The organism is Sulfitobacter sp. LC.270.F.C4, assembly GCF_032922545.1.
Classification (GTDB): Bacteria; Pseudomonadota; Alphaproteobacteria; order Rhodobacterales; family Rhodobacteraceae; genus Sulfitobacter; species Sulfitobacter profundi.
In genome coordinates this window covers 2,261,494-2,288,051 of the sequence record NZ_CP136692.1, presented here as the reverse complement: position 1 = coordinate 2,288,051, position 26,558 = coordinate 2,261,494, and the positions used below count along the sequence as shown (strand labels likewise).

At 63.2% G+C, this 26,558-nt stretch carries 27 protein-coding genes; 18 read left to right on the top strand and 9 right to left on the bottom strand.

Features of this window, described 5'->3' with window-relative positions:
- Positions 1-8: 8 nt before the first annotated feature.
- The 14 genes from R1T45_RS15080 to cysE all read left to right on the top strand — a co-directional run bounded on the left by R1T45_RS15080 (position 9) and on the right by cysE (position 11,806).
- On the top strand, positions 9-617 hold the full coding sequence (locus tag R1T45_RS15080) for an HK97 family phage prohead protease (RefSeq protein WP_317389479.1): 609 nt from the start codon (positions 9-11) through the stop codon (positions 615-617).
- A gap of 36 nt (positions 618-653) precedes the next feature.
- Entirely contained in the window at positions 654-1,832 is a 1,179-nt protein-coding gene (locus tag R1T45_RS15075) for a phage major capsid protein (RefSeq protein ID WP_317389478.1), read from the top strand.
- A 166-nt stretch (positions 1,833-1,998) separates the two neighbouring features.
- Positions 1,999-2,598, top strand: a complete 600-nt coding sequence (locus tag R1T45_RS15070; protein ID WP_317389477.1) for a head-tail connector protein — start codon at positions 1,999-2,001, stop codon at positions 2,596-2,598.
- Positions 2,595-2,933: a phage head closure protein gene (locus R1T45_RS15065; protein ID WP_317389476.1), complete on the top strand. Its 339-nt coding sequence runs from the start codon at positions 2,595-2,597 to the stop codon at positions 2,931-2,933. Before R1T45_RS15070 ends, R1T45_RS15065 begins: the two co-directional genes overlap by 4 nt.
- Positions 2,930-3,340, top strand: a complete 411-nt coding sequence (locus tag R1T45_RS15060; RefSeq protein ID WP_132443554.1) for a DUF3168 domain-containing protein — start codon at positions 2,930-2,932, stop codon at positions 3,338-3,340. The genes R1T45_RS15065 and R1T45_RS15060 overlap by 4 nt, the downstream gene beginning before the upstream one ends.
- A gap of 35 nt (positions 3,341-3,375) precedes the next feature.
- Positions 3,376-3,798, top strand: a complete 423-nt coding sequence (locus tag R1T45_RS15055) for a phage major tail protein, TP901-1 family (protein WP_067624345.1) — start codon at positions 3,376-3,378, stop codon at positions 3,796-3,798.
- Positions 3,799-3,800: 2 nt separating this feature from the next.
- Positions 3,801-4,115, top strand: coding sequence for a gene transfer agent family protein (locus tag R1T45_RS15050; protein ID WP_067938697.1), 315 nt, complete (start codon positions 3,801-3,803; stop codon positions 4,113-4,115).
- The gene (locus R1T45_RS15045) at positions 4,112-4,324 is read left to right on the top strand and encodes a rcc01693 family protein (protein ID WP_317389475.1); all 213 of its coding nucleotides are present in this window, start codon (positions 4,112-4,114) and stop codon (positions 4,322-4,324) included. Before R1T45_RS15050 ends, R1T45_RS15045 begins: the two co-directional genes overlap by 4 nt.
- Entirely contained in the window at positions 4,317-4,976 is a 660-nt protein-coding gene (locus R1T45_RS15040) for a phage tail tape measure protein (RefSeq protein WP_317389474.1), read from the top strand. Before R1T45_RS15045 ends, R1T45_RS15040 begins: the two co-directional genes overlap by 8 nt.
- 27 nt (positions 4,977-5,003) lie before the next feature.
- A complete protein-coding gene (locus R1T45_RS15035; protein WP_120350880.1) occupies positions 5,004-5,636 on the top strand; it encodes a DUF2460 domain-containing protein in 633 nt (210 codons plus the stop codon).
- Complete coding sequence (locus R1T45_RS15030; RefSeq protein WP_317389473.1) at positions 5,636-6,523, top strand: DUF2163 domain-containing protein; 888 nt, start codon at positions 5,636-5,638, stop codon at positions 6,521-6,523. The genes R1T45_RS15035 and R1T45_RS15030 overlap by 1 nt, the downstream gene beginning before the upstream one ends.
- Entirely contained in the window at positions 6,520-6,966 is a 447-nt protein-coding gene (locus R1T45_RS15025; protein WP_317389472.1) for an NlpC/P60 family protein, read from the top strand. Before R1T45_RS15030 ends, R1T45_RS15025 begins: the two co-directional genes overlap by 4 nt.
- The gene (locus R1T45_RS15020; RefSeq protein ID WP_317389471.1) at positions 6,966-10,895 is read left to right on the top strand and encodes a glycoside hydrolase/phage tail family protein; all 3,930 of its coding nucleotides are present in this window, start codon (positions 6,966-6,968) and stop codon (positions 10,893-10,895) included. Before R1T45_RS15025 ends, R1T45_RS15020 begins: the two co-directional genes overlap by 1 nt.
- Positions 10,896-10,993: 98 nt before the next feature.
- Positions 10,994-11,806 carry a serine O-acetyltransferase gene (gene cysE, locus R1T45_RS15015; RefSeq protein ID WP_120350884.1) on the top strand — a complete coding sequence of 271 codons (813 nt, stop codon included), beginning with the start codon at positions 10,994-10,996 and terminating at the stop codon, positions 11,804-11,806.
- A gap of 71 nt (positions 11,807-11,877) precedes the next feature.
- On the opposite strand, the gene R1T45_RS15010 is transcribed toward cysE, so the two are convergent.
- From R1T45_RS15010 to R1T45_RS14990, 5 genes are all read right to left on the bottom strand, one after another.
- On the bottom strand, positions 11,878-13,236 hold the full coding sequence (locus R1T45_RS15010) for a pyruvate dehydrogenase complex dihydrolipoamide acetyltransferase (RefSeq protein WP_317389470.1): 1,359 nt from the start codon (positions 13,234-13,236) through the stop codon (positions 11,878-11,880).
- Positions 13,237-13,246: 10 nt separating this feature from the next.
- Complete coding sequence (locus tag R1T45_RS15005) at positions 13,247-14,638, bottom strand: pyruvate dehydrogenase complex E1 component subunit beta (protein ID WP_317389469.1); 1,392 nt, start codon at positions 14,636-14,638, stop codon at positions 13,247-13,249.
- Positions 14,639-14,642: 4 nt separating this feature from the next.
- Positions 14,643-15,650, bottom strand: coding sequence for a pyruvate dehydrogenase (acetyl-transferring) E1 component subunit alpha (gene pdhA / locus R1T45_RS15000; protein ID WP_120350887.1), 1,008 nt, complete (start codon positions 15,648-15,650; stop codon positions 14,643-14,645).
- Positions 15,651-15,846: 196 nt separating this feature from the next.
- Positions 15,847-16,146, bottom strand: a complete 300-nt coding sequence (locus tag R1T45_RS14995; protein WP_067265383.1) for an FtsB family cell division protein — start codon at positions 16,144-16,146, stop codon at positions 15,847-15,849.
- Between the two features lie 121 nt (positions 16,147-16,267).
- On the bottom strand, positions 16,268-17,446 hold the full coding sequence (locus tag R1T45_RS14990; protein ID WP_317389468.1) for a phosphoglycerate kinase: 1,179 nt from the start codon (positions 17,444-17,446) through the stop codon (positions 16,268-16,270).
- A 127-nt stretch (positions 17,447-17,573) separates the two neighbouring features.
- Here R1T45_RS14990 and R1T45_RS14985 point away from each other — a divergent pair, with 127 nt between their 5' ends.
- From R1T45_RS14985 to R1T45_RS14975, 3 genes are all read left to right on the top strand, one after another.
- The gene (locus tag R1T45_RS14985) at positions 17,574-18,080 is read left to right on the top strand and encodes a peptidylprolyl isomerase (protein ID WP_317389467.1); all 507 of its coding nucleotides are present in this window, start codon (positions 17,574-17,576) and stop codon (positions 18,078-18,080) included.
- Positions 18,073-18,627, top strand: a complete 555-nt coding sequence (locus tag R1T45_RS14980) for a peptidylprolyl isomerase (protein ID WP_067623546.1) — start codon at positions 18,073-18,075, stop codon at positions 18,625-18,627. Before R1T45_RS14985 ends, R1T45_RS14980 begins: the two co-directional genes overlap by 8 nt.
- A gap of 64 nt (positions 18,628-18,691) precedes the next feature.
- Positions 18,692-19,660 carry a DUF3179 domain-containing protein gene (locus tag R1T45_RS14975; protein ID WP_317389466.1) on the top strand — a complete coding sequence of 323 codons (969 nt, stop codon included), beginning with the start codon at positions 18,692-18,694 and terminating at the stop codon, positions 19,658-19,660.
- 81 nt (positions 19,661-19,741) lie between these two features.
- On the opposite strand, the gene R1T45_RS14970 is transcribed toward R1T45_RS14975, so the two are convergent.
- The 4 genes from R1T45_RS14970 to R1T45_RS14955 form a co-directional block, all read right to left on the bottom strand.
- On the bottom strand, positions 19,742-20,242 hold the full coding sequence (locus R1T45_RS14970; RefSeq protein WP_067623551.1) for a polymer-forming cytoskeletal protein: 501 nt from the start codon (positions 20,240-20,242) through the stop codon (positions 19,742-19,744).
- The gene (locus R1T45_RS14965; RefSeq protein ID WP_067623553.1) at positions 20,232-21,560 is read right to left on the bottom strand and encodes a M23 family metallopeptidase; all 1,329 of its coding nucleotides are present in this window, start codon (positions 21,558-21,560) and stop codon (positions 20,232-20,234) included. Before R1T45_RS14965 ends, R1T45_RS14970 begins: the two co-directional genes overlap by 11 nt.
- 205 nt (positions 21,561-21,765) lie before the next feature.
- Entirely contained in the window at positions 21,766-22,584 is an 819-nt protein-coding gene (locus tag R1T45_RS14960; protein ID WP_120350891.1) for a ferritin-like domain-containing protein, read from the bottom strand.
- Positions 22,581-23,054: a peroxiredoxin gene (locus tag R1T45_RS14955; protein WP_317389465.1), complete on the bottom strand. Its 474-nt coding sequence runs from the start codon at positions 23,052-23,054 to the stop codon at positions 22,581-22,583. Before R1T45_RS14955 ends, R1T45_RS14960 begins: the two co-directional genes overlap by 4 nt.
- A gap of 108 nt (positions 23,055-23,162) precedes the next feature.
- On the opposite strand from R1T45_RS14955, the gene R1T45_RS14950 reads away from it, so the two are divergent.
- Positions 23,163-26,537, top strand: coding sequence for a DUF3971 domain-containing protein (locus R1T45_RS14950; RefSeq protein ID WP_317389464.1), 3,375 nt, complete (start codon positions 23,163-23,165; stop codon positions 26,535-26,537).
- Positions 26,538-26,558: the final 21 nt, after the last annotated feature.

Sequence of the window (26,558 nt, the reverse complement as noted above, 5' to 3'; positions counted from 1 at the left end):
AAATAACAATGGGTTATCAGATAATAAACTCCGGCGCTCTGCCGGAGAACGGGGAAGGTCTGTGTGCTGGGGCCGCTTTGGAACATAAGTTCGCCCGTTTCGGCACGGTGGCTGAGGTGGAGGGCGGGCTGGAGATCAGCGGATACGCCAGCCTTTTTGGTGCGGTGGATCAGGGGGGCGACGTGGTGGAAGCCGGCGCCTATGCGGCGAGCCTTGCCCAAGTCACGAAAGCCGGGCGCAGCGTCAAAATGCTGTGGCAGCATGATCCCGCCCAGCCCATCGGGGTCTGGGACGAGGTGCATGAGGATGGCCGGGGCCTGTGGGTCAAGGGGCGCATCCTGAGCAGTGTTGCCAAGGGGCGGGAAGCGGCCGCGCTGATTGAGGCAGGAGCCATCGACGGGCTCAGCATCGGCTACCGCACCGTGAAGGCGGGCAAGAATACCAAGGGGCAACGGCTGCTGACGGAGTTGGAGCTTTGGGAGGTGTCTTTGGTGACCTTTCCGATGCTGCCCTCGGCGCGGGTGGGGTCCAAGGGGGATTTCAAGGCTGTGGGTGATGTTCTGCGGGACGTGGCGGCGGCCTTTGACGCGGCGCGGCGCGATATGGCGCGCGGCTGAGCCTGAGTTTGACTGAGCAAGATCAGAGGAAAAGCAATGACCAAGAGCGAGATGAGCACAAAGGCGGGCGCAGACCTGTCCCCGGCGGAGGAAGTGCGGCAGGCCGTGAGCGGTTTTGTCAGTGACTTCAACGGCTTTCGGGCCGAGATCAATACGAAACTTCAACAATCAGAAGAGCGAATTGCCATGATGGACCGCAAGATGACCCTGCCTGCCCGCAGCCCTTTGGGCGGCGCAATTGAGCAAGATGCACCGCATAAGAAAGCCTTTGACGCCTATCTGCGCAATGGCGATAACGATGGGCTGCGGGGGCTGGAACTGGACGGCAAATCGATGTCGACGGCGGTGAATTCGGATGGCGGCTATCTGGTGGATCCGCAGACATCGGAGCGGGTGCAATCGGTGCTGAATTCCGGCGCATCGATCCGCGCGATTGCAGCGGTGGTGCAGGTCGAGGCCACGTCTTATGACGTGCTGGTCGATCATGCCGATGTGGGGGCGGGCTGGGCCACCGAAAGTGGTGCGCAGGCCGAGACGGACACGCCGCAGATCGACCGGATCACCGTGCCGCTGCATGAGTTGAGCGCCCTGCCCAAGGCAAGCCAACGGCTGCTGGACGACAGCGCCTTTGATATCGAAGGCTGGCTCGCGGGCCGCATCGCCGACAAATTCGCACGGGCCGAGGCGGCGGCCTTTGTCAGCGGTGATGGGATCGACAAACCGACCGGTTTTTTGAGCCATCCGGCGGTCGATAACGACGTCTGGAGCTGGGGCAATCTGGGCTATGTCCCCAGCGGCACCAACGCCAATCCCGAGGCGGATGCGATCATTGAATTGGTCTACGCCCTTGGCGCGGCTTACCGCCAGAACGCGGTCTTCGTGATGAACTCCAAGACCACGGCCAAGGTGCGCAAGTTGAAAGACACCGACGGGCGCTTTCTGTGGTCGGATGGGCTGGCCGCGGGAGAGCCTGCGCGGTTGATGGGATATCCGGTGCTGGTGGCCGAGGATATGCCCGACCCGGCGACGGATGCGATGGCTATCGCATTTGGTGACTTCTCGGCCGGGTACACGGTGGCTGAGCGCCCCGATCTGCGGATCCTGCGCGATCCCTTCAGCGCCAAGCCGCATGTGCTGTTCTATGCGACCAAACGTGTCGGCGGTGACGTGAGCGATTTCGCGGCGATCAAGCTGATGAAATTCGGCCTGGCGTAAGCCGGTGCCGAAGCCGGGGCCGGGGCAACTTGGCCCCGGTCCGGACGTGCGCCTGCAAGGTTGTGTTGTCTAGCTGCTCCCCTCCGACCGAGCAATGCAACCGGTGCGCGTCCGGGAATAAGCGCATGGCCCCATGGGGCGAGGGAGCGAATTTTGGAGACTTTCGATGATGTTGATCGAAGAGACAAATGTGCCGGATGCGGTCTTGCCGGTTGAGGCCTTCAGAATGCATCTGCGCCTTGGCAGCGGTTTTGGGCAGGACGGCCTTCAGGATCCGGTGTTGCGCAGTTTCCTGCGCGCGGCAATCGCGGCGGTGGAGGCGCGGACGGGGAAGGTGTTGATCACCCGGCGTTTTGCCCTGTCGCTGACCTTTTGGCGCGATGCGGCGGCGCAGGTTTTGCCGGTGGCGCCCGTGCAGGAGGTCGCGCGGGTGGCATTGGTCGCGCGTGATGGGGCAGAGACGCTGGTTGACCCCGACCGCTATTGGCTGGAGCGCGATGCGCAAGCGCCGCGGTTGCGCGCCAGCACAGCCGCCTTGCCCCGCATCCCGAGTGCCGGGGCCGCGCTGATCAGTTTCGACGCAGGCATGGCCGCCGATTGGGCCGGACTGCCGGATGATCTGGCCCAAGCGGTGATGCTGCTGGCGGCACATTATTATGAATACCGCGACGATACGGCGCTTGGCGAAGGGTGCATGCCCTTTGGTGTCAGCAGCCTGATTGAGCGCTACCGCCGCGTACGTGTCGGCTTTGGTGGTGCGGCATGAGCCGCCCGAATTTGAACCGCCCGTTGGTCTTGGAAGCCCCAGAACGGGTGCGCGATGGCGCGGGGGGGCATACCGAAGTCTGGCAGACTTTGGGCACCCTTTGGGCAGAGGTTCGCGCGCGGACGGGGCGGGAAACCACCGCAGGCGGGGTGGCCGTCAGCCGGTTGGGGCTCAAGATCACGGTCCGCGCGGCACCGCAGGGCGCGCCCGACAGGCCGACGCCGGATCAGCGGTTTCGGGAAGGCACGCGGGTTTTCGTGATCCGGGCGGTGGCCGAGAGCGATGCAAGCGGGCGGTATCTGACCTGCTTTGCCGATGAGGAGGTGGCGGTATGACCTACGCGCTTTCAGGGGCTTTGCAGGCGGCGGTCTATGACCTGTTGCAGAGTGATCCGGGGCTCACGGCCATGATCGGCGATGCGGTCTATGACGCGGTGCCGGGGGGGAGCTTGCCCGAGACCTACGTTCTGCTTGGGCAGGAGATGGCGAAGGATGCGTCTGACCCCGAGGGCGCGGGCGCGGACCACCGCCTCACCCTGTCGGTGATCACCAGCGCGCCTGGGTTCAGCACGGCGAAGGGCTGCGCGGCTGTGATCTGCGATTTGCTGCATGGGGCGCAGCCAGCGCTTAGCCGCGGGCATGTGGTGGATATGGCCTTTCTCAAAGCGACGGCACGGCGGATCGACGGGGCCGCGGGGCGGCAGATCGACCTGCAATTCCGCGCCCGGGTCGCGGATGCGTAAGACTTCAGATTCTAGATTGGTGCGAGGAGATAGAGATGGCAGTGCAAGCGGGCAAAGACCTTTTGGTCAAAGTGGATATGACCAGCGATGGTCAGTTCGAGACGATCGCCGGGCTGAGGGCCAAGCGGGTGAGTTTCAACGCCGAAACGGTGGATGTGACCTCGCTCGATTCAAGCGGGGGCTGGCGGGAGTTGCTGGCGGGCGCGGGGGTACGCTCGGCCGCGATCAGTGGCTCGGGGGTGTTCCGTGATGCGGGCACGGATGAACGGGCGCGGCAGTTGTTCTTTAACGGGCTGACGCCGGATTTTCAGGTCATCATCCCGGATTTCGGTGTGGTGCAGGGGCCGTTTCAGGTCTCCGCCCTGGAATACGCGGGGTCCCTGAATGGGGAGGCCACGTTTGAGTTGAGCCTGCAATCTGCGGGAGAGCTGGTCTTTACCCCCGATGTGGTGGTGTGACCATGGCAAACCCATGGCGCGGCGAGGTGAGCCTGGTGATCGATGGCAAGCGGCATCAGGCGCGGCTGACCCTTGGCGCCTTGGCCGAGTTGGAGGCGACGTTGGAGGCTGACAGCCTTGTCGCCTTGGTGGAGCGGTTTGAAAGCAATCGCTTTTCCAGTCGCGATGTGCTGGCCCTGCTGCTTGCCGGGCTGCGCGGGGGCGGAGCGGTGATGGACGCCGCAACGCTTGAACATGCGCAGATTGAGGGCGGGCCAATGGCGGCGGCACGAGCGGCGGCGGAATTGCTGGCGCGGGCCTTTACGGTGCAGGCGTGAGCACGGCGCAGGGCTTTGACTGGCCCGCCCTGCTGCGGATGGGCCTGTCACGATTGCGCCTGCCGCCGGATCAATTCTGGGCGCTGACGCCGGCGGAGTTGCAGTTGATGCTGGGCCCACCGTCCGCGGCAGCGCCGCTGCTGAGTGAGGGCCTCGCCGCGCTGATGGCCGCCTATCCAGACAAGATGAAAGGGGCCGATGATGGCTGACTTTGATGATTTCGAGAACCTTGAGAGCCGCGCTGACGGGCTGAATGAGACGCTGGCTCAAACCAGCGGTTTGGTTGCCGGGTTCGATGGTGAGTTGCGGCGCATGCGCAGCGCGCTTTCCGCAACGGGCAAAGATGTGGCGACCCTCGAAAAAAGGCTGAGCCGTGGGCTGCGCCGGGCGTTCGACGGGGTAGTTTTTGACGGCGCCAAACTGTCGGACGCGCTGAGCGACTTGGCGCAATCGATGATCCGCACGACCTACAACGCCGCGATGCGCCCGGTGACCGATCATTTCGGCGGGCTGATCAGCGAGGGGGTGGGCAGTGTTGTGGAAGGCATTTTGCCCTTCGCCAATGGCGCACCCTTTTCCCAAGGCAAGGTCATGCCGTTTGCGCAGGGCGGGGTGGTGACTTCGGCCACCGCGTTTCCGATGCGCGGCGGCACGGGGCTGATGGGAGAGGCCGGGCCAGAGGCGATCATGCCGCTGGCCCGGGGGGCGGATGGCAAGCTGGGGGTGCGCGGCAATGGCGGGGGTGCGACCACAATCGTGATGAACATCACCACGCCCGATGTGCAGGGGTTTCAGCGCAGCCAAAGCCAGATTGCCGCTCAACTAAGCCGCGCTCTCAGCACGGGCAACCGCAACCGATAAGCCGCGCGGCGGTTAAAGGAGCAGATCATGCAATTTCACGATGTCAGATTTCCGCCTTCGCTGAGCTTTGGATCAGTCGGGGGGCCGCAGCGGCAGACGGATGTGGTCACGCTGGCCAACGGTCATGAGGAACGCAACACGCCTTGGGCCCATTCTCGGCGGGTCTATGATGCGGGGCTGGGGATGCGCTCTATTGATGACCTTCAGTTGCTGATTGCTTTTTTCGAAGCGCGACTGGGGCAGATGTACGGGTTTCGCTGGAAGGACTGGGCCGACTATAAAACGGGCAAGACGGCGCTTCAGGTGGCCTTTGACGACCAGAGCATCGGTTATGGAGACGGGGTTCGGGCGGCGTTTCAGCTGACCAAGACTTACCGCTCCGGCGCGCATTCCTACCGGCGTCCGATCACCAAACCCGTGGCCGGAACGGTGCGTGTGGGGGTGGAGCAAGACGAGCTGCGCGAGGGTGTCGAATACGAGATCGACGCAAGCACGGGGATTGTAACATTTGCCCATCCGCCGGACCCTGAGATGGAGATCTTCGCGGGCTTCGAATTCGACGTGCCCGTGCGCTTTGACACGGACCGCATTCTGATCTCAGTCGAGAGTTTTCAGGCCGGGCAGGTGCCCGACGTGCCGGTGATCGAGGTGCGGGTCTGATGGCGGGGCTCAATACAGGGTTTGCAAACCATATTGCGCCCGGTGTGACAACGCTTTGCCATTGCTGGCAGGTGACGCGGGCGGATGGGGTGGTGTTTGCCTTTACCGATCACGATATGCCGCTGGCATTCGCGGGGGTCGCGTTTCGCGCTGATACGGGGCTGAGTGCGCGGGCGCTGGCCCAAACCAGCGGGCTGTCGGTCGACAACACCGAGGCGCTTGGCGCGCTAAGCGATGATGCGATCCGCGAGGATGAGATCGAGCAGGGACGTTTCGATGGGGCCGAGGTTCAGGCGTGGTTGGTGAACTGGGCGGAGCCTGCGCAGCGGGTGCTGCAGTTTCGTGGATCGATCGGCGAGTTGCACCGCACGGGCGGCAGCTTTCGTGCTGAACTGCGCGGGCTGACGGAGCCGCTGAACCGCCCCTTCGGACGGGTCTTTCAAAAGCCCTGTTCGGCGGTTCTGGGGGATGGCGATTGCCGCTTCGATCTCACCACGCCGGGCTATGCCGAAGAACGCGCGGTTGAGACTGTGGCAGAGGCGCAGTGTTTCCGCTGGGCCGCATTCCCGGGATATGATGAGGGCTGGTTCGCCCGTGGGCGGCTTGACGTGTTGGATGGCCCGGCGGCGGGGCTCTGGGGCATGGTCAAACGTGACTACCATGAGGACGGGCAGCGGGTGATCGAGCTTTGGGAGCCGATCCGCGGAGTGGTGGCGGAGGGCACCCGCGTGCGGCTTACGGCAGGCTGCGACAAGCGGATGGAGACCTGCCGGCTAAAATTCAACAACCTGCTGAACTATCAAGGTTTTCCGGATCTGCCGGGTGAAGATTGGATGATGGCCGTCCCGCGCTCAGACGGTGCGAACGCGGGCGGGTCGCGCAGATGAGCGCCGGGGGGGAACCGTTGCTGCATGCGGCGCGCGGGTGGATCGGCACGCCTTATGTGCATCAGGCTGCGGCGAAGGGGGCGGGCTGCGACTGCCTCGGCCTCATCCGGGGGCTTTGGTGTGAACGGATGGGGGCTGAACCCGAGGCGGTGCCGCCCTATTCGATGGACTGGTCCGAGCCGCAGGGGGAGGAACAGCTTTGGGCGGCGGCGCTGCGGCATATGGCGGTGAAGAACAGCGGTGCGCCCGCGCCCGGTGATGTGCTGCTATTCCGAATGCGCCACGGCGCTGTGGCAAAACACCTTGGGTTGCAGGCGCGCATCGGCGCCAGTCCCAGTTTTATTCACGCCTATGCACGGCACGGGGTCGTTGAAAGCCCCCTTAGCCTGCCATGGCAGCGGCGCATCGTGGCGCGATTTATATTTCCTGAGGAGGTCTCCTGATGGCGACGATTGTTCTTTCGGCAGCGGGTGCCGCGGTTGGTGGCTCCATCGGGGGCACGCTGGCGGGGCTGTCTTCTGTCGCAGTGGGCCGGGCGGTGGGGGCGAGCCTTGGGCGACTGGTCGATCAACGCTTGCTGGGCCAAGGTGGGCAGGCGGTCGAGACCGGCAAGGTCGATCGCTTTCGGCTGACGGGCTCGGGCGAGGGGGCGGCGATCTCGCAGCTTTATGGCCGGATGCGACTGGCTGGGCATGTCATCTGGGCGTCGCAGTTCCAAGAGGTCACCCATGTCAGCGGGGGCGGCAAGGGCGGTCCCCCGACGCCAAAGACGACCGAGTACAGCTATACCGTCAGCCTTGCCATCGCGCTTTGCGAAGGGGAGATCACCAGCGTCGGGCGCATCTGGGCGGATGGGGAAGAGATTGCCCCGGACGATCTGAACATGCGCGTCTACAGGGGCGAGGCGGATCAGCAGCCCGACCCGACCATCGCCGCGATTGAGGGTGCGGACCGGGTGCCAGCCTATCGCGGCACGGCTTATGTGGTGATGGAAGACCTCGCCTTGGCGCAGTTCGGCAACCGCGTGCCGCAGTTCTCTTTCGAGGTTATGCGCCCCGAACAGCCGCAGGCCCCGGGGTGGGAACATGCGCCTGCCTTTGGTGTGCAGGGGGTCGCCTTGATCCCCGGCACGGGGGAATATGCGCTGGCGACCACGCCGGTCCATTATACCGATGGCCCCGGCAGCCGCTGGAGCGCGAATGTGAATTCACCGGCGGCCAAGACTGATTTCTCGGTGTCGCTGGAGACACTGACAGAGGAACTGCCCCGGCTAGAAGCGGCCTCTCTCGTTGTGTCATGGTTCGGCAGCGATCTGCGCTGTGGCGATTGCCGCCTGCGCCCCAAGGTGGAAGATCCGGACATTGACGGGGAGAACATGCCGTGGCGGGTGTCTGGGGTGACGCGCGGCACGGCCGAGGTCATCACCCAGCACGGCGCGCGCCCGATCTATGGCGGCACGCCAGCCGATGCCGCGGTGGTTGAGGCCATTCACGCGCTGAAGGCGGCGGGCAAGGCGGTGATGTTCTACCCGTTCATCTTGATGGATCAGACCGAAGGCAACGGCTTGCCGGACCCCTATAGCGATGCCGAGGATCAACCCCGCTTGCCGTGGCGCGGGCGAATCACCCTTTCGGTCGCACCGGGGCGGCCGGGCAGCCCGGATGGGTCAGCGGCGGCGGCGGCAGAAGTTGCCGCGTTTTTCGGCACAGCCACTGCGGCGGATTTCACGGTGACCGAGGGCGCGGTGAGCTACGATGGCCCAGCGGAATGGACCCTGTCGCGGTTCATCCTGCACTACGCCGCACTCTGCGCCGCGGCGGGCGGGGTCGAGGCCTTTTGCATCTCTTCTGAAATGCGAGGCCTGACCCAGATACGCGCGGCGGGGAATAGCTTCCCTGCGGTCACCGCGCTGCGGGCCTTGGCCGGAGAGGTGCGTGGCTTGCTCGGGCCGGATGCGAAGATCAGCTATGCCGCTGATTGGTCGGAGTATTTTGGCTATCAGCCGCAGGATGGCAGTGGTGATGTTTACTTTCACCTCGATCCGCTGTGGGCCGATCCGCAGATCGATTTCATCGGGATCGACAACTACATGCCGCTGGCCGATTGGCGCGATGAGGAGGGGCATGTCGATGGGGAAGACTGGCCCGCGATTTACGATGTCGGCTATCTAAAATCCAACATCGAAGGCGGTGAGGGGTATGACTGGTACTACCATTCGCCCGAAGCCCGTGCGGCGCAGATCCGAACGCCGATCACTGATGGCGCCCATGATGAACCTTGGGTCTATCGTTACAAAGACCTGCGCCGTTGGTGGCAGAACCATCACCATCCGCGCATCGGTGGAGAGCGGCAGGCAGCACCCACGGAATGGCAGCCCATGTCCAAGCCGATCTGGTTCACGGAATACGGCTGTGCCGCCATCGACAAAGGCGCGAACCAACCCAACAAGTTCCTCGATCTGAAAAGCTCGGAAAGCGCCTTGCCGCATCATTCCTCCGGCGCACGGGACGATTTGATGCAGATGCAATATCTGCGCGCGCTGTCGGAATATTGGCGTGATCCAGCGCGCAACCCGATCTCGGACGAATATGGCGCTCCAATGCTGGATATGTCGCGCGCCTTCGTTTGGGCTTGGGACACGCGGCCCTTTCCCTTCTTTCCCAACAATGTCGATCTATGGAGCGATGGGGAGAATTACAGCCGGGGTCATTGGCTGAACGGACGGGTCTCGGCGCGTTCGCTGGCCTCGGTGGTCGGGGAGATTTGCCGCCGTGCGGGTGTGATGCATTTCGATATCTCTCAGCTTTTCGGCTATGTCCGCGGCTACACCGTGGACGTGGTCGGAGAGGCGCGCGCCGCCTTGCAACCTTTGATGCTGCGCTATGGGTTCGACGCGATTGAACGCGATGGGGTTTTGCAGTTTCGGATGCGTGATGGGACGGATGCGGTACCACTTGACCCCGGCAAGCTGGCCATTCACCCCGACCTCGGCGGGCTGACAGAGCAGCAGCGCGAGGCTGAGGCCGAAGTCTCGGGCCGTGTACGGCTGCGGTTCATTCAGGCTGATGCGGATTTCGACGCAATCGCGGAAGAGGCGGTTCTACCGGATGAGGCGACCCATGCGGTCACCGGGACCGAACTGAACATGGCCCTGACCCGGGGCGAGGGGCGGCAAGTAGCCGAGCGCTGGTTGACCGAGGCGCGTGTCGCCCGTGAGACGCTGCGGCTGGCGCTGCCGCCATCGCAGATGGCTATCGGGGCGGGGGATGTGATCGAACTGCCGGGCGATGGCGCGGAGGGGTCGGGGTGCTACCGCATTGACCGCGTCGAACAGGCCGGTTCCCTGCTGATTGATGCCGTCCGGATTGAACCCGAAGTCTATGACCCCGCGCCGCTTGAAGAAGAACTGGCGTCCCTGCGGCCTTTCGCGCCGCCGCTGCCGGTCTTTCCCCAGTTCATGGACTTGCCGCTTTTGCGCGGGGATGAGGTGCCGCATGCGCCGCATCTGGCGGTGACGGCAACCCCTTGGCCGGGGTCAGTCGCCGTTTATCGCTCTACGGTTGATGCTGATTATGCGCTCAACGGCGTCGTTTCCAGTCGGTCCATCATGGGGGTCACCCAAACGGCCCTGCGCGCGGCGCGGCCGGGGGTGATCGACGCAGGACCGGTGCTGCAAGTCAAACTCAGCAGCGGCAGCCTTGAATTGGTCAGCAAAGAGGCGCTTTTGAATGGGGCGAACCTTGCCGCGATCGGCGATGGAAGCGCGGACCGATGGGAGTTATTTCAATTTCAGGAGGCGCAGCTTGTCGCCCCTGCGACCTATTGGCTGACGGGTCGTCTGCGCGGGCAGGCGGGAAGTGATGGGCTGATGCCGGAGGTTTGGCCCGTGGGGTCGCGCTTTGTGCTGATGAATGGGACACCGCAACAGGTCGAGTTCAGCCCGCATCTGCGCCGCGTGGCCCAGCACTACCGCATAGGTCCTGCCCGGCGCCCCGTGGATGATCCGTCCTATCTGCATCAGGTACATGCGTTTGACGGGAATGGCCTGCGGCCCTACAACCCGTGCCATCTGCGGGCCGAGGCGCTGCCCGGTGGTGATATTACCTTTAGCTGGGTCCGACGCACGCGGATCGACGGGGAAGCTTGGGACGGGCCAGAAGTGCCGCTTGGCGAAGAAAGTGAGCGGTATCTTTTGCGCGTTTTTGCAGGCGGTCAGCACCTGCGGGACGTACTGCTCGATACGCCCGGGTGGACCTACAGCACTGCGGCACGGGCGGCCGATGGGCTGACCGGGGCGTTTGAGGTAACGGTGGCGCAGGTCTCTGCCAGCTACGGCGCGGGGCTTGCCGCAGGTTTGGTGGTGCCCGGATAGGCCCGCGCGTTATCACGATTTTGAGCATGTGCGGATTTACAAATGGTCCTACGCTATTGCATGAGCTACCCTAGCGGCAGAGTGAAGGAGCCCGTGCCATGGCGCAGACACACAGAAATATCTCGAAAGTGGACCCGGTCTGGGATCAGATTCAGCAAGAAGCTGAGGATGCGGTGCGTGATGAGCCGCTGATCGGCGGCTTTGTTCACGCCTGTATCCTGCACCATAAATCCATCGAGAACGCGCTTTCCTATCGCATCGCTGCGAAGCTGTCGTCGAATGAGATGTCGATGATGGTCGTGCGCGAAATGGTCGAGGAAGCCTATGCCGAAGACCCGGACCTCGTCGCCGCGGCGCGCGCCGATCTGGTGGCGATCTATGACCGTGACCCGGCCTGCCATCGGCTGTTGCAGCCGATCCTGTACTTCAAAGGCTATCAGGCCGTGCAGGCCTACCGGGTTGGTCATTACCTCTATGCCAAGGGCAAACGCGATTTGGCCTATTTCATCCAAATGCGGGTGAGCGAGATTTTCGGCGTGGATATCCACCCGGCGGCCAAAATGGGCAAGGGCATCATGATCGACCACGCGCATTCCATCGTCATCGGTGAGACGGCGGTGGTGGGCGACAACGTCTCGATGCTGCATTCGGTGACCCTTGGCGGCACCGGCAAGGAAGAAGAAGACCGCCACCCCAAAATCGGGAACGGCGTGTTGATTGGCGCAGGCGCAAAGGTGTTGGGCAACATCACCATCGGCCATTGCAGCCGGATCGCCGCGGGCTCGGTCGTGCTGGAGCCTGTGCCTGCCTGCAAAACTGTCGCCGGGATTCCGGCGCGGATCGTGGGAGAGGCGGGCTGCGATCAGCCGTCGATGTCGATGAACCATCTTTTTGGGCCAGACGCCGAGTAGGCGCAGAAGCCAGCGTTGCAATAAAAAAAGCCGGGGCATGCCCCGGCTTTTTCGTTTCGAGGGTGCGGGCTTTAGGCCAGCATGATCATCGGATTTTCGAGGTTCTCGACAATCGCATTCAACAGCTGCGCACCGAGGGCACCGTCGATCACGCGGTGGTCGACCGACAGGGTCACGGACATGACCGTCGCTGCAGTGATCTCACCATCCTTGCCGATGATCGGCTTTTTGACACCAGCGCCCACGGCAAGGATCGCGCCATGCGGCGGGTTGATGACCGCATCGAAATTGTCGATGCCGAACATTCCCAAATTCGAAATCGCAAAGCTGCCGCCCTGATACTCATGCGGCGCCAGTTTGCGGTCGCGGGCGCGGGTGGCAAGGTCTTTCATCTGCGCCGAGAGGGTCGAGAGCGACTTGGTGTCGGCGTCCTGCAACACGGGGGTGAAGAGACCGCCTTCGATCGCCACGGCCACGGCCACATCCGAGGGTTTCAGCTTGAGGATGCGATCACCGGCCCAGACGGCATTGGCATCCGGCACCGATTGCAGGGCCAGCGCGCAGGCTTTGATGATGAAGTCGTTGACCGAGAGCTTTACCCTCCGCGATTCCAACTGCTTGTTCAGATCGCTGCGGAAGGAAAGCAGCGCGTCGATCTGAATGTCGCGGCGCAGGTAGAAATGCGGCACGGTTTGCTTGGCCTCGGTAAGGCGCGCGGCGATGGTCTTGCGCATGCCGTTGAGGGTGACTTCCTCGTACTCCCGGCCCTCGTACATCTTGGCGACCGCATCGGCAGAGGGGCCGGTGGCCGCGGCTTGAGCGACCGGGGCGGCATCTTTGGCAGTCGCTGCGCTCTCGGATTTCGCCGCAGTTGGCTGTGCGTTTTCGACATCCGCTTTGACGATCCGACCGCGCGGGCCGCTGCCGTCGATTTGCGACAGGTCCAACCCCTTGTCGGCGGCGATCCGGCGGGCGAGGGGGGAGGCAAAGATACGCTCACCCTTCTGGCTTTTCGGGGCGGCGGGGGCTTTGCTGTCGCTTTTGCCCGTCGCCTCATTCGCATCCGTCGCACCGCGGCCATAGCCCGCTTCGGGCGTCTCAGCTTCGGCGGCTTTGGGCGCTGCTTCGGCCTGCGGTTTTTCTTCCTTGGCCGGAGCGGCGCTGCTGTCGATGTCGTCGGCGCTTTCGCCTTCTTCGAGCAGTACGGCGATCGGGGTGTTGACTTTCACCCCCTCGCTGCCTTCGCTGATCAGGATCTTGCCGATGGTGCCTTCGTCGACGGCTTCGAATTCCATCGTGGCCTTGTCGGTCTCGATCTCGGCCAGAATGTCACCAGAGGAGACTTCGTCGCCTTCCTTGACCAGCCATTTGGCAAGCGTGCCTTCCTCCATCGTGGGGGATAGGGCGGGCATGAGAATTTCTGTGGGCATGATCCGCTCCTTACCGGTAGGTGACTGATTTCACGGCTTCGATCACCTCGTCGGTGGTGACCAGCGCGTGTTTTTCAAGGTTGGCGGCATAGGGCATGGGAACGTCCTTGCCGGTGCAGGTGATGACCGGAGCGTCGAGGTAATCGAACGCCTCTTGCATGATCACGCCGCTGATGTAGCCGCCGACCGAGCCTTGCGGCCAGCCTTCTTCGACCGTCACGCAGCGGTTGGTCTTCATCACGGATTTCAGGATCGTGTCGGTGTCCATCGGGCGCAGGGTGCGCAGGTCGATAACCTCGGCCTCGATGCCCTCTGCGGCCAGTTTCTCAGCCGCTTCCAGCGCATAGGTCATGCCAATGCCGAAGCTGACGATGGTCACGTCCGACCCTTCGCGCCAGATGCGAGCCTTGCCGAAGGGCACGGTGTAATCCTCAATATCCGGCACGTCGAAGCTGCGGCCATAGAGGATTTCGTTTTCAAGGAAGATCACCGGGTTCGGGTCACGGATGGCGGTTTTCATCAAGCCTTTATAATCGCTCGCCGAATAGGGCATCGCGACCTTCAGGCCGGGGATCTGCATGAACCACGCGGCATAGTCCTGAGAGTGCTGCGCGCCAACGCGGGCGGCGGCACCGTTGGGGCCACGGAAGACCATGGGCGCGCCCATCTGGCCGCCGGACATGTAGAGCGTCTTGGCCGCGGAGTTGATGATCTGATCCATCGCTTGCATGGCGAAGTTGAAGGTCATGAACTCAACAATCGGGCGCAGACCGCCGAAGGCCGCACCAACACCGATCCCGGCAAAGCCATGTTCGGTGATCGGCGTGTCGATCACCCGTTTGGGGCCGAATTCGTCCAACATCCCTTGGGTGATTTTATAGGCGCCTTGGTACTCCGCGACTTCTTCGCCCATGAGGAAGACATCTTCGTCGCGGCGCATCTCTTCGGCCATGGCATCACGCAGCGCTTCGCGGACGGTCTGCTGCTTCATCTCGGTGCCTTCGGGCCAGTCGGGGCTGGTGTCGGGCTCGGGCTGTTTCTTGCCTTCGGCGGGGGTGGCGCGGTCGCTGTCGTCGTTGTCGCCCGACTTGGCTTCGGCGTCGTCGCTTTTGGCCTCGGCGGGGGCGGATTTTGCCGTGTCGATGTCGGAGGCATCTTCGCCTTCTTCCAGCAGCACGGCGATGGCGGTGTTCACCTTGACGCCTTCGGTGCCCTCGCTGATCAGGATCTTGCCGATGGTGCCTTCATCGACGGCTTCAAATTCCATCGTGGCCTTGTCGGTCTCGATTTCAGCCAGAATGTCTCCAGAGGAGACTTCGTCGCCCTCCTTGACCAGCCATTTGGCCAGCGTGCCTTCTTCCATGGTGGGGCTGAGGGCGGGCATGAGAATTTCGGTTGCCATTGCTTCAGGCCTCCTGCGGAACTTCGGTTGCGTAGATATCGGTCCAGAGCTCATCAAGCGCGGGCTCCGGACTTTCCTTGGCGAAATCGGCGCTCTCGTTCACGATCTTCTTGATCTCTTTGTCGATGGCCTTGAGGTCCTCTTCGCTGGCGTGATTGCCTTCCAGCAACAGGGTGCGGACCGATTCAATCGGGTCACGCTCGTCGCGCATTTTCTGAACCTCTTCACGGGTGCGGTATTTCGCGGGGTCGGACATGGAGTGGCCACGGTAACGGTAGGTCTTGATCTCCAGAATATACGGTCCGTTCTCACGGGCGTGGGCCACGGCCTTTTGACCGGCCTCTTTCACCGCCAGCACGTCCATCCCATCGACGGCCTCACCGGGGATACCAAAGGCTTTGCCGCGCTCCCAAATCTCGGCAGAGGAGGTCGAGCGCTGCTGCGATGTGCCCATGGCGTATTGGTTGTTCTCGATCACAAAGATCACCGGCAGCTTCCAAAGGGCGGCCATGTTAAAGGTCTCATAGACCTGACCTTGGTTCGCCGCACCATCGCCGAAATAGGTGAAAGTGACGCGCCCGTTGCCCTTGTACTGATCGGCAAAGGCCAGCCCCGCGCCGAGCGGCACCTGCGCTGCGACAATGCCGTGGCCGCCGTAAAAATGCTTTTCTTTCGAGAACATATGCATGCTCCCGCCCTTGCCCTTGGAGTAGCCACCCTCGCGGCCCGTCAACTCGGCCATGACGCCGTTCGGGTCCATGCCACAGGCCAGCATATGGCCGTGATCGCGGTAGGAAGTGACGCGCTTGTCGCCTTCTTCGGCGGCGGCCTCAAGGCCGACAACAACAGCTTCTTGCCCAATATAGAGGTGGCAGAACCCCCCGATCAGCCCCATGCCGTATAGTTGTCCGGCTTTCTCTTCAAACCGCCGGATCAGCAGCATGTCGCGGTAGTAGCTGGTCAGCTCCTCCGCAGAGACATTGGGTTTCTTGCTCGATTTCCTCGCGGCCATGGACGTCTCCTCCGTCGGCTTTGGTCAGGTGCCAAAAGTAGTTTAGCGTTAAACTATTCCCTAGCGCATTCCGGAATGGATTGCGAGAGACTTTGTGACGTGGCGCGCGCGCCACGGCTGACAAGGCGAAGGAGGCCAGAGATTTTAAGTGATTGCAAGGCCGCAGGCGCGGGGCAGGGCGATCAGGGGCGAAAGGTCAGCGAATGACGATCTCATCGGTGCGGACCATGCCCAGCACCTTGCGCGCGCGTTCGTCCAAGAGATCAAGATCAAGGTAATCGTCCGACAGGCGACGGGTCAGGTTCTCCATCCGCGCAACCTCGGCGCGGACCTCGGCCAGACGGTCGCTCAGCTTTTGGTTCTCGGCCACGATCTCGGTCCGGCGGAACAGGCCGAAATCCCCTTGCACGGCGGCAAAGGTGAAATACAGGCTCAGCGCAAAAGCGATTGCGAAAAACAGCAATGTGCCGAAAGCCGGACGGGTGTTGCGTGTCATGGTTCTGCCTCTGCGTCTCTTGGCGGACGTGACATCAGTATGACACAGGCGATTCGACATGGGAATCCCACAATTGCGGGAAACCCGTTGTTTTTAGCGCGAAATCACGATTTTGCGCGGCTTAGCCGCCCAGAGCAGCAACGCCGGGCAGGGTTTTGCCTTCCATCCACTCAAGGAAAGCGCCCCCGGCGGTTGAGATATAGGTGAAATCGTCCGCCACGCCCGCTTGGTTTAGCGCGGCAACCGTGTCACCGCCCCCGGCGACCGAGGTCAGCGTGCCTTCGCGCGTCTTGGCCGCTGCTGCGCGGGCCGCGGCGACGGTGGCGGTATCGAAAGGCGGAATTTCAAAGGCCCCCATCGGCCCATTCCAGATCAAGGTCCGCAGCCCGGCAAAAGCCGTTTCGACCAAGGCGACCGTATCGGGGCCCGCATCCAGCACCATCTGGTCTTTGGCGAGGCTGGCATCGGGGCCGAGCTGGGCCACCTCATGCGCGGCCCCTTTGGCGAACTCACGCGCGACCAGACCGTCAACCGGCAAGATCACCCGGCAGCCCGCCTTTTCGGCCTGCGCCATGATGTCTTTGGCCGTGTCGTAATAATCCGGCTCTTCCAACGACTTGCCCAGATCAGCACCGAGCGCGGCAAGGAAAGTGTTCGCCATGCCGCCGCCGATCACCAGAACATCCAGCCGGTTCACGAGGTTTTCTAAGAGCGCGATTTTGGTCGAGACCTTGGCCCCCCCAACGACAGCGCCAACAGGACGCTCAGGCTTAGCGAGCGCTGCCTCAAGCGCCGAGAGTTCCGCCTGCATCAAACGGCCCGCGCAGGCAGGCAACAGCCGCGCCAGCGCTTCGGTCGAGGCATGGGCGCGGTGCGCGGCAGAGAAGGCATCGTTACAATAGATATCGCCAAGCGCGGCCAATTGGCGGGCGAAGCCTTCGTCATTGGCTTCTTCGCCGGGATAAAAGCGGATGTTTTCCATGAGTTGCAGATCGCCTTGTGTCTCCGCTGCCGCCTCAAGCGAGGGGACGAAAGCCACGTCACGGCCCAAGGCCTTTTCCAGCGCGGGTAGGACTTGTTTCAGGCTCATCTCGTCCACGACTTTGCCCTTGGGCCGGCCGAAATGCGCCAGCAGCGTGACCTTGCCGCCGTGAGAGAGAATGTCGTTCACCGTGGGCACAATCCGCTCGATCCGGGTGGCATCCGTAACGCGGCCATCTTCCACCGGCACGTTGATGTCCACGCGCAAAAGCACGCGTTTGCCGTTCAGGTCCATGTCGTCCAGTGTCTTCCAGCCCATCGGTCTTCTCCCAATCCAATCCGTTGCGCTGTGTTTTGCTGTTATCTTGGCTCAGGTCAATGCGCGGCTTGGCAATCGCGGCCAAGCTCCTTAGGTATCTGGCAAAGACAAACCAAAGGATTGCCCAATGGCCGAGATCAAAGACCCCGAAAACACCATCCTGATGGAACTCAAAGGCGGCACCGTCACTATTGAGTTGATGCCCGACCTTGCGCCCAAGCACGTCGAGCGCATGAAAGAACTGGCCCGCGCCGGGAAATACGACAACGTGGCTTTCCACCGCGTGATCGAAGGTTTCATGGCCCAGACGGGCGATGTGGCCAACGGCAACATGGAAGACAACTTCAACCTGCGTGCGGCTGGCACCGGCGGCTCCGACCTGCCGAACCTGCCTGCGGAATTCTCCAAGGTTCCCCACGCGCGTGGCACCATCGGCGCCGCTCGTTCGGCCAACCCCGACAGCGCCAACAGCCAGTTCTTCATCAACTTCAAGGACAATGATTTCCTCAACGGTCAGTACACCGTTTACGGGCAAGTCATCTCGGGCATGGAATATGTCGACGCGCTCACACGGGGCGAGCCGCCTGCGAACCCCGACCGCATGATCTCCGTCAAGGTGGCCGCAGATGCGTAAGCTCGTAGGCACCAGCGCCGTTTTGGCGCTCCTCGGTTCGGCGGCCATGGCCACCGGGCTTGAGATCGAAGTTGCGGGCGAGGCCAATGGCACCGTCAAGATCGACCTGCTGGAAGATGTGGCACCCGCCCATGTCGCGCAGATCACCGAACTGGCCGAAGAAGGCGCCTATGACGGGGTGGTCTTCCACCGCGTGATCGACGGCTTCATGGCGCAGACCGGCGACGTGCAGTTTGGCCGCGCCGATGGCGACACCGCGCGCGCTGGCATGGGCGGCTCCGACAAGCCCGACCTTGAGGCGGAGTTCTCGGACATCGCCTATGAGAAGGGCGTCGTAGGCATGGCCCGCAGCCAGAGCCCGAACAGCGCCAACAGTCAGTTCTTCATCATGTTCGACGAAGCCCCCTTCCTTGACGGTCAGTACACCGTCGTGGGCAAGGTCACCGAAGGTCAGGACGTGGTCGATGCCATTAAACGCGGGACCGGCCCTAACGGTGCCGTTGTCGGCACGCCGGACGTGATGCAAAAGGTCACTGTGACCGAGTAACATCTGTTCCCGATTGCGTGGGGTGGGCTTGCTTGCTCACCCCCGCATGCGGCACGCTCGGGCCATGATAAAATTAAGCGCCATCGTTCTGAGCCTTGGCCTTGCGGCCAACAGTCTTCTCGCCGATCCCGCCCGCTGGCAGGGGGAATGGCCTGAGACCGATTTTTCCAAAACAAGCATCACAGATTGGTCCGAGATCATCTCGGGCGGGCCGCCCAAGGATGGCATCCCGGCACTCGATGCACCGGGTTTTAAAGCCGCGCGCGCCGAAACCCGCATCGCCCCGCGCGAGCCAGTCATCACGGTCGCGATAGAGGGTGCCAAACCGCGCGCCTATCCGATCCGCTATCTGACATGGCATGAGATTGTTAACGATAGGGTCAATGGCCAGCCCATCGCCGTGACCTTTTGCCCGCTGTGCAACTCTGCGCTGGTCTTTGACCGCCGCGTCGCGGGGCAGGTGCTGCGCTTTGGCGTATCAGGGAAGCTGCGCCATTCCGACATGGTGATGTATGACCGCGAGACCCAAAGCTGGTGGCAACAGGCCGAAGGCCGCGCCATCGTGGGGGCGCTGACGGGCACCGAGCTAAAGCACCTCCCAAGCTGGCTGGAAAGCTGGGCCGATTTCACCGCGCGATACCCCGACGGGCTGGTGATGGAGGAACCTTCCTACAACCGCGACTATGGCCGCAACCCTTACCGGAACTATAATTCTTCGGCCAAACCCTTCCTCTACGACGGCGCGCAGCCGCCGCACGGAATTGCACCGCTAGAGCGCGTGGTGCGTGTGGGAGACCGGGCGTGGCGGCTCAACCGCCTGGCCGAGGAAGGCGAGGTGCGTGAGGCCGGTGTGACGATCTCGTGGCGGGCAGGGCAGGCCTCGGCGTTGGACGCGGGGCAGATCGGCCAGGGGCGTGACGTGGGCAGCATCCGCGTGCGTGACAGCGCCGGCAGCGACGTGCCGCATGATGTGATGTTTGCCTTCGCCTTTGATGCCTTCTGGCCAGATGGTACTTGGATGCTGGGGCGTTAAGCCCGCGCCGCAAGCCCGAAATGAGAACGGGCGCCGCAGTTTCCTGCGACGCCCGTGAATGCTGTAAACCGACCGCGGGTCTTAGGACGCCGGGTTCGGCTTCTGCGCCGGAGCGGATTTTGCGCCGGGGTTCAGCGGATCGTCCTGACGCTGCACCGAACCTTCGAAATGCGCGCCGGATTCGATCGCGATGGTCTTGTGGATGATGTCACCCTCAACCCGTGCGGTCGATGTCAGACGTACCTTGAGGCCACGCACGCGGCCCACGATACGGCCATTGATCACCACGTCATCGGCAACCACCTCGCCTTTGATCGTCGCCGTTTCACCGATGGTCAACAGATGCGCGCGGATGTCGCCCTCAACAGTGCCTTCAACCTGAACATCGCCCGTCGTCTTCATGTTGCCGGTCACATGCAGGTCCGAAGACAGAACGGATGCGGGCGGCTTCGCCTTGGGGGCACTGGCCTTGAACTCGCTCTGCTTGGAGGGCGCAGGGGCCGCCGAAGCGCTGGAAGGTGCCGGTTTGGACGCATCTGCATCCTGGGGCGCGGGATCGTTGATTTTGCTTTTAGAAAACATCGTTTGCAGCCTTGATATAGATCATGGGGTTAACAGCCTTGCCACCTACGCGGACTTCATAGTGGAGATGGACACCGGTGACCCGTCCTGATGCTCCCATATCACCAATATGCTGCCCGCGCGAGACTCTTTGACCAACTTTCACGCGCAGCTTGGACATGTGGGCATAACGGGTCTCAATCCCGAACTCGTGTTGGATCTTGACCAAACGGCCATAGCCCGAGGACCAGCCGGCGTGAATCACCACACCATCGGCGGTCGCATAAAGCGGCGTGCCCATGCCAGCGGCAAAGTCGACGCCCTTGTGCATCCGGCGGCCACCTGTCTTGGGGTCGCGGCGATAGCCGAACTGGCTGGTGAAGCGGAAAGCGTTTTTGACCGGGTTCGCAAAAGGCGCTTTTTCGGCGGCGATGCGGTAAAGGTTCAACCGGTCCATCTGGTTCAGCAGACGGTTTGCGCGCAGCGTATCGGGGCTAAGCTCTTCGCCGCGGGTGGTGAAGGACAGCGGCGTCATCGGGCCACCTTGGCCGGAATAGCCGCGGCGCACGGTGGCGAGGATACGGTCGGTCGGCATACCCGCGCTGCGGAACATCTTATCGAGCGGGGCGACAGAGACGCTCATCGCTTCTTCAAGCTGGCGGAAGATCGCGTCGTTCTGATCGCGCATCAACGCGATCTCTTGCGCCATTTCATCGGCCTGCAGCAGCGCATCCTGCGCGTCGACCACAACTTTGTCGCGCTCTGCCGCGGTGCGTGCCAGAGCTTGGGCAAGGAAATCGACCGGCGCTTGATCGGCATCGGCGCGCAGGCTGCCCGCTTCACCGTTCTCAAGGCTGCCTTCCAATTCGGCCAGCTTCAGCCGGGCCTTTTGGCGGTCTTTCATCGTGTCGCGCAGAGTGGATTGGATCACGTCGATCCCGGTCTCCAACTCACGGCGGCGGGTCTCTGACGCCAGCAGTTCGGATTGCATGACGGAAATTTGTGTGAGCGCGGCGTTAAAGCGGTCTTGTGCGGCCAGTGCTTCTTCGGCCCGCAGGTCACGCTGCGCGGAAAGCTCGTTCAGACGCGCCTGATAGGTGCGCTGATCGCGTTTGGCCTGCTCGCGAAAGTTGCCCGAGCCGATGCTGTCCATCAAAATGATCGCCGTGGCGATGATGGCCCAAGACACGAGGAAGGCCGACCCCGCCAGCCCGATAATCTGGGTGCCGGGGCGCAGGCGGATGAAACGTGTATCGCTGTCGGATTTCAAAAAGACGCGGCGTTCGGGAAAATAATGCTCAAGCAGAGCATGCGTCTTGATGGCAATCCGTGTGCGCACGTTGTCGTCCTTTGTCCCGTCCCGTCGGCGCGGAGGGCTCGCCCAGCCCGCGCCCAACGTCAATAGCCAGTGCCCGCGAATGGGGCAACCCTATTGACCCGCAGCGACCCGCGCCTGCGCGGCAATCCCCCATTCGCCCCGGAAAAAGCGCTTTGCCATTGGCAAAAAACCGCCGATACCAAGCACTTGGTGTTTTATGGCCGGATCAGCTTGGGCCCCCGTCCGCCGTGAGAGGCCAGTAGAAATCGGGCGGGATTCCCGCCTCGGCGCGTTTTTCTTCGTTGAAAGGCGGCTTGAGATCGCCGTGAAAATACTTGCGCACGAGGGCGTGAAACCGGTCTTTCGGGTCTTCGTCATGGCGCCCACAAAGGAAGTGAAACCACTTGCTACCATAGGCGACATGGGCGACTTCTTCGGCGTAAATAGTCTCAAGGGCTGCCACGGCACTGTCGGCCTTCGCATTGCGGAAAATCTTGATCATGCCCGGCGTCACGTCCAGTCCGCGCGCCTCCAGCACCATGGGCACCACGGCAAGGCGGCCCATCAGATCGTCCACCGTGTCTTCGGCTGCGCGCCACATGCCAGCATGGGCGGGCATGGCGCCGTAATGACTGCCCATTTCCTCAAGACAGTCGCACATTAGGTTGAAATGTTTGGATTCGTCATCCGCGGCTTTGACCCAGTCGTCAAAGAACCCCAAGGGCAGCGGCACATGCGAAAACCGCGCGATCACGTCCCAATGTAGGTCCACGGCGTTCAATTCGATATGCGCCACGGCATGCAACAGCGCCGCGCGCCCCTCAGGCGTGCCGGGGCGGCGGCGAGGCACTTCGCGCGGGCTGAGCAATTCGGGCTGGGCGGGGCGGGCAGGGTGCAGCGGCGGATCGGCACGGCCCACCTCGGGGCGCGCTCCCTCGGCCCGGGCTGAGAGCCATTCCGCTGCGAATTTCCGCGACAGTGCGGTCTTTTCGCGCCCATCCGCTGTGCGCAGCACCGCCTCGGCCATTTCCGCCAGCGGCATCATGCGCCGCGCACCGCGTCGAGCACCGCATCCACATGGCCAGGCACCTTCACCTTACGCCAGACCTGGGCGATCTGCCCCTCGGCGTCGATCAGATAGGTCGCGCGTTCGATGCCCATGGATTTCTTGCCGTACATGTTCTTCTCGACCCAGACCTCATAGGCTTCCGTCACCGCGCCATCGGTGTCTGACAACAGCGGCACGGTCAGCGCGTGTTTGGCGGCGAACTTATCGTGTTTGTCCATGCTGTCGCGCGAAATGCCAAAGACCTGCACACCGGCCTCGGCAAACTCCGACAGCCGCTCGGAAAAGCCGATCAATTCCTTGGTGCAGCCGGGCGTGTCATCGCGCGGGTAAAAGAACAGCACCACGTGGCCGCCTTGCTGCGCAGACAGCGTAATCTCGCCACCGCCAGTCACGGGAAGGGTGAAATCCGGGGCCGGTTGGCCGGGCTGGGGTCCGATCTGCGACATGGGGCGGTTCCTTTGGCTTGTGAAGGGTCGTTCAGGGCTGTCATACTGCATCTGATTTGACAACGTCAAAGCCGCCCCCGAAAGCCGCCCTATCCGAACCGGAGCCCGATGCGCGACCCATCCCCTTCCAGCCCCCCTGCGCCAGACGGCGAAGGGTCGTCCCGCCGCAGGCCGCGCCGCCGCGCGGGGATCGCATTGGTTGTGGTGTTGGTGCTATTGGCGGCGCTGGCGACGGGGGCGGCGGTCTATTTCACCGGGCGTCCGATCCCCGCGCCGCTTTGGGTGCAAGAGCGGATCGAGGCGCGGATCGCGACTGCGCTGCCGCAGGCGCGGGTGGATTTCGGCGCGATGGAATTCGTCGTCGACGAAGGCTGGCGGCCGCGCGTGCGGCTGCAAGATATCTTTGTCACCACCCCCGAAGGCGACGAGATCGTCAGTTTCAATGAGTTCAAGGCCAGCCTGTCGATGCGGTCACTGCTGCGCGGTGTGGCACAGCCGCGGGCGATTTCCCTTTCAGGCGTGGTGGCAAACCTGCGCCGGGGGGCGGATGGCCGGGTGAGCCTCTCTGCCGGGGCCGGGATCGCCCCGCCTGAGCGTGAGGCCGCGACCCTGCCGCAACTCATCGGTCAGATCGACGAGGTGCTGGCCGCCCCCGCGCTCTCGGCCCTACGCTCGGTTGAGCTGCGCGCCCTGACCCTGCGGTTCGAGGATGCCCGCGCGGGCCGGGCTTGGACCGGCGATGGCGGGCGGCTGCGCCTGTCGCGCAGCGGCGATCAGCTTGACCTGTCGGCCGATCTTGCGGTGCTGAGCGGTGGGGCCGATGTGGCCACGCTCACCGCGAATTACAGCAGCCGCATCGGCCAGAATGCCGCGAATTACAGCAGCCGCATCGGCCAGAATGCCGCGACCTTTGGTGTGACATTCGACGGGATCGATGCGCGCGACATCGCAGCACAGGGGCCTGCGTTTTCATGGCTAGAGGTGCTGCGCGCCAATATTTCGGGCGCGGTGCGCAGCGGGATCGACAGCGCGGGCCGCTTTGCGCCGATCAACGCATCGCTGCAAATCGGCAAAGGCGTGTTGCAGCCCAACTCGCAGACCAAGCCGATCCCTTTTGATGGGGCGCAGAGCTACTTCAGCTATGACCCCGCGCGCCAGCTTTTGCGCTTTGACGAGATGTCACTCGACAGCCCTTGGGTGTCGGGCAACATCACCGGCACTTCACAACTGGGCGATGTCACGGGGGGCATTCCGGGGCGGATGGTGGGGCAGTTTTCCTTACGCGATCTGCGCGCCAATCCGGCGGAAGTCTACCCCGAGACGGTGGCCTTGGATCAGGCGGATATCGACTTTGAACTCAGCCTCAACCCGTTTCGCCTGAAACTGGGCCGTTTGGAGATCAGCGATCAGGGCCGTAGCCTGTGCCTTAATGGGGCGCTTGTGGCCGAGCCTGAGGGCTGGAACCTGTCGCTCGACGGGCGCATGGACAGGCTGAGCCCGGAGCGTCTGCTGGCGCTCTGGCCCGAGGGGGTGAAACCCAAGACCCGCAAATGGCTCGCCGAGAACCTTCATTCAGGCCGGATGCGCAACCTTGATCTGGCGCTGCGCATGGCACCGGGGCAGGTGCCGCAGACCTATGTGGCCTTCGACTACGCCGGGGCCGAGGTGCGGTTTTTGAAAACCCTGCCGCATATCACCGACGGCAGCGGCCATATGAGCCTGCTCGATAATCGTCTTGTCGTCACGGTGGACGCAGGCGAGGTGATCGCGCCGCAGGGCGGGGCGGTGACGCTGGATGGGTCGTCTTTCATCATCCCGGATGTGCGCGTGAAAGACGGCAGCCCTTCGGTGATCCGGCTCAATACCCGGTCAACCCTGACCGCCGCGCTGTCGCTGCTGAACCAGCCGCCGATGCGGGTGATGGAAAAGGCCGGGCTGCCGGTGACGCTTGCGGATGGGGAGGCGGTGCTGAAAGGCACGCTGGCGCTGCCGTTGAAAAAGGGCGGCAAGCCCGAAGATGTGCGCTATCACTTCGCGGGGGATTTGCTGTCGCTTTCGACCGATACGCTGGTCAAGAACCGCAGCCTTCAGGCCAGCAAACTGGCCATCACCGCCAGCAATGATCGGATCACCATCGGCGGCGAAGGACGTATCGATGGCGTGGGTTTCGACGGGGAATGGTCGCAGGCGATTGGGCCCGGCTCTGACGAAAGCAGGCTGACTGCCCAAGTGGCGCTGACCCCTGCGGGGCTCGAAGCTTTTGGCGTCGCACTGCCCCCCGGCAGCCTTCGCGGGGAGAGCAGCGGACAGATTGCGGTGGACCTCAAGAAAGGCGCGGCACCGCGGTTTTCACTGCGAAGCGATTTGGCGGGCTTGGGCGTCTCCGTGCCGCAGCTATCGTGGTCCAAGGCACCGGAGGTCAAGGGCGAGCTGCGGCTGGTGGGACGGTTGGGCGAGACGCCGAACATCGACGCCTTTCAACTGAACGCGCCGGGGCTGCGGGGGGCAGGCTCCATCGACCTGAAACCCGGCGGCGCGTTGGACCGCGTGCGGATCGACCGGCTGCGGCGCGGCGACTGGCTTGATATCCCCGTGCAACTGATCGGGCGTGGCAAGGGGAATCCAGTGCAGGTGGTGCTGGGCGGCGGCACGCTGGACATGCGCCGGGCGGAGTTTGGCGGGGCCGGGGGGCAAGCCGGACCGCCGATGCGCGTGGCGCTGGACCGGTTGCAGATCACCGATACGATATACCTCACGAACCTTGCAGGCACCTTTGACACGGCCAAGGGGATGGACGGATCCTTTACCGCGCGGCTCAACGGCGGCACGCCTGTACAAGGGCGGGTCCTGCCCCAAGGCGGGCGCAGCGCGGTGCGCGTGGTCTCGGATGATGCGGGCGGGATACTGCGCTCGGCCGGGCTGGTGAAACAGGTCGTCGGGGGCAATCTGTCGCTTACCCTGCTGCCTGTCGGGTCAGGCGGGGCCTTTGATGGGCAGCTTGAGGTCAGCAATGTCGCCATTCAAGACGCGCCGGGGATCGCGGCGCTGGTCAATGCCATTTCGGTCGTGGGGCTGATCAACGAACTCAACGGCGATGGCATTTACTTTGACGATGTTGAGGCGAAGTTTCGCCTGACCCCGAACCGCCTGACCCTGACCGAGGCCAGCGCCGTGGGCGCGTCCTTGGGGCTGTCGATGGATGGGGTCTATGCGCTCGACAGTGGGTTGATCGACATGCAGGGCGTGATCTCTCCGGTCTATATGTTCAACGGGATCGGGTCGCTGTTCACCCGCAAAGGCGAGGGGCTGATCGGGTTCAACTACCGTCTGACCGGTGCCGCGAAAGAGCCGAGCGTCTCGGTCAATCCGCTCTCGGCGCTCACGCCCGGCATGTTCCGCGAGTTGTTCCGCCGCCCGCCCCCAACACCCCCGGCGGTGCAGGGCCAAGCGAATCCGGTTGCCCGGGTGCCAGAGGACCGCTAAGCGCCGGGCGACCTATGCTGC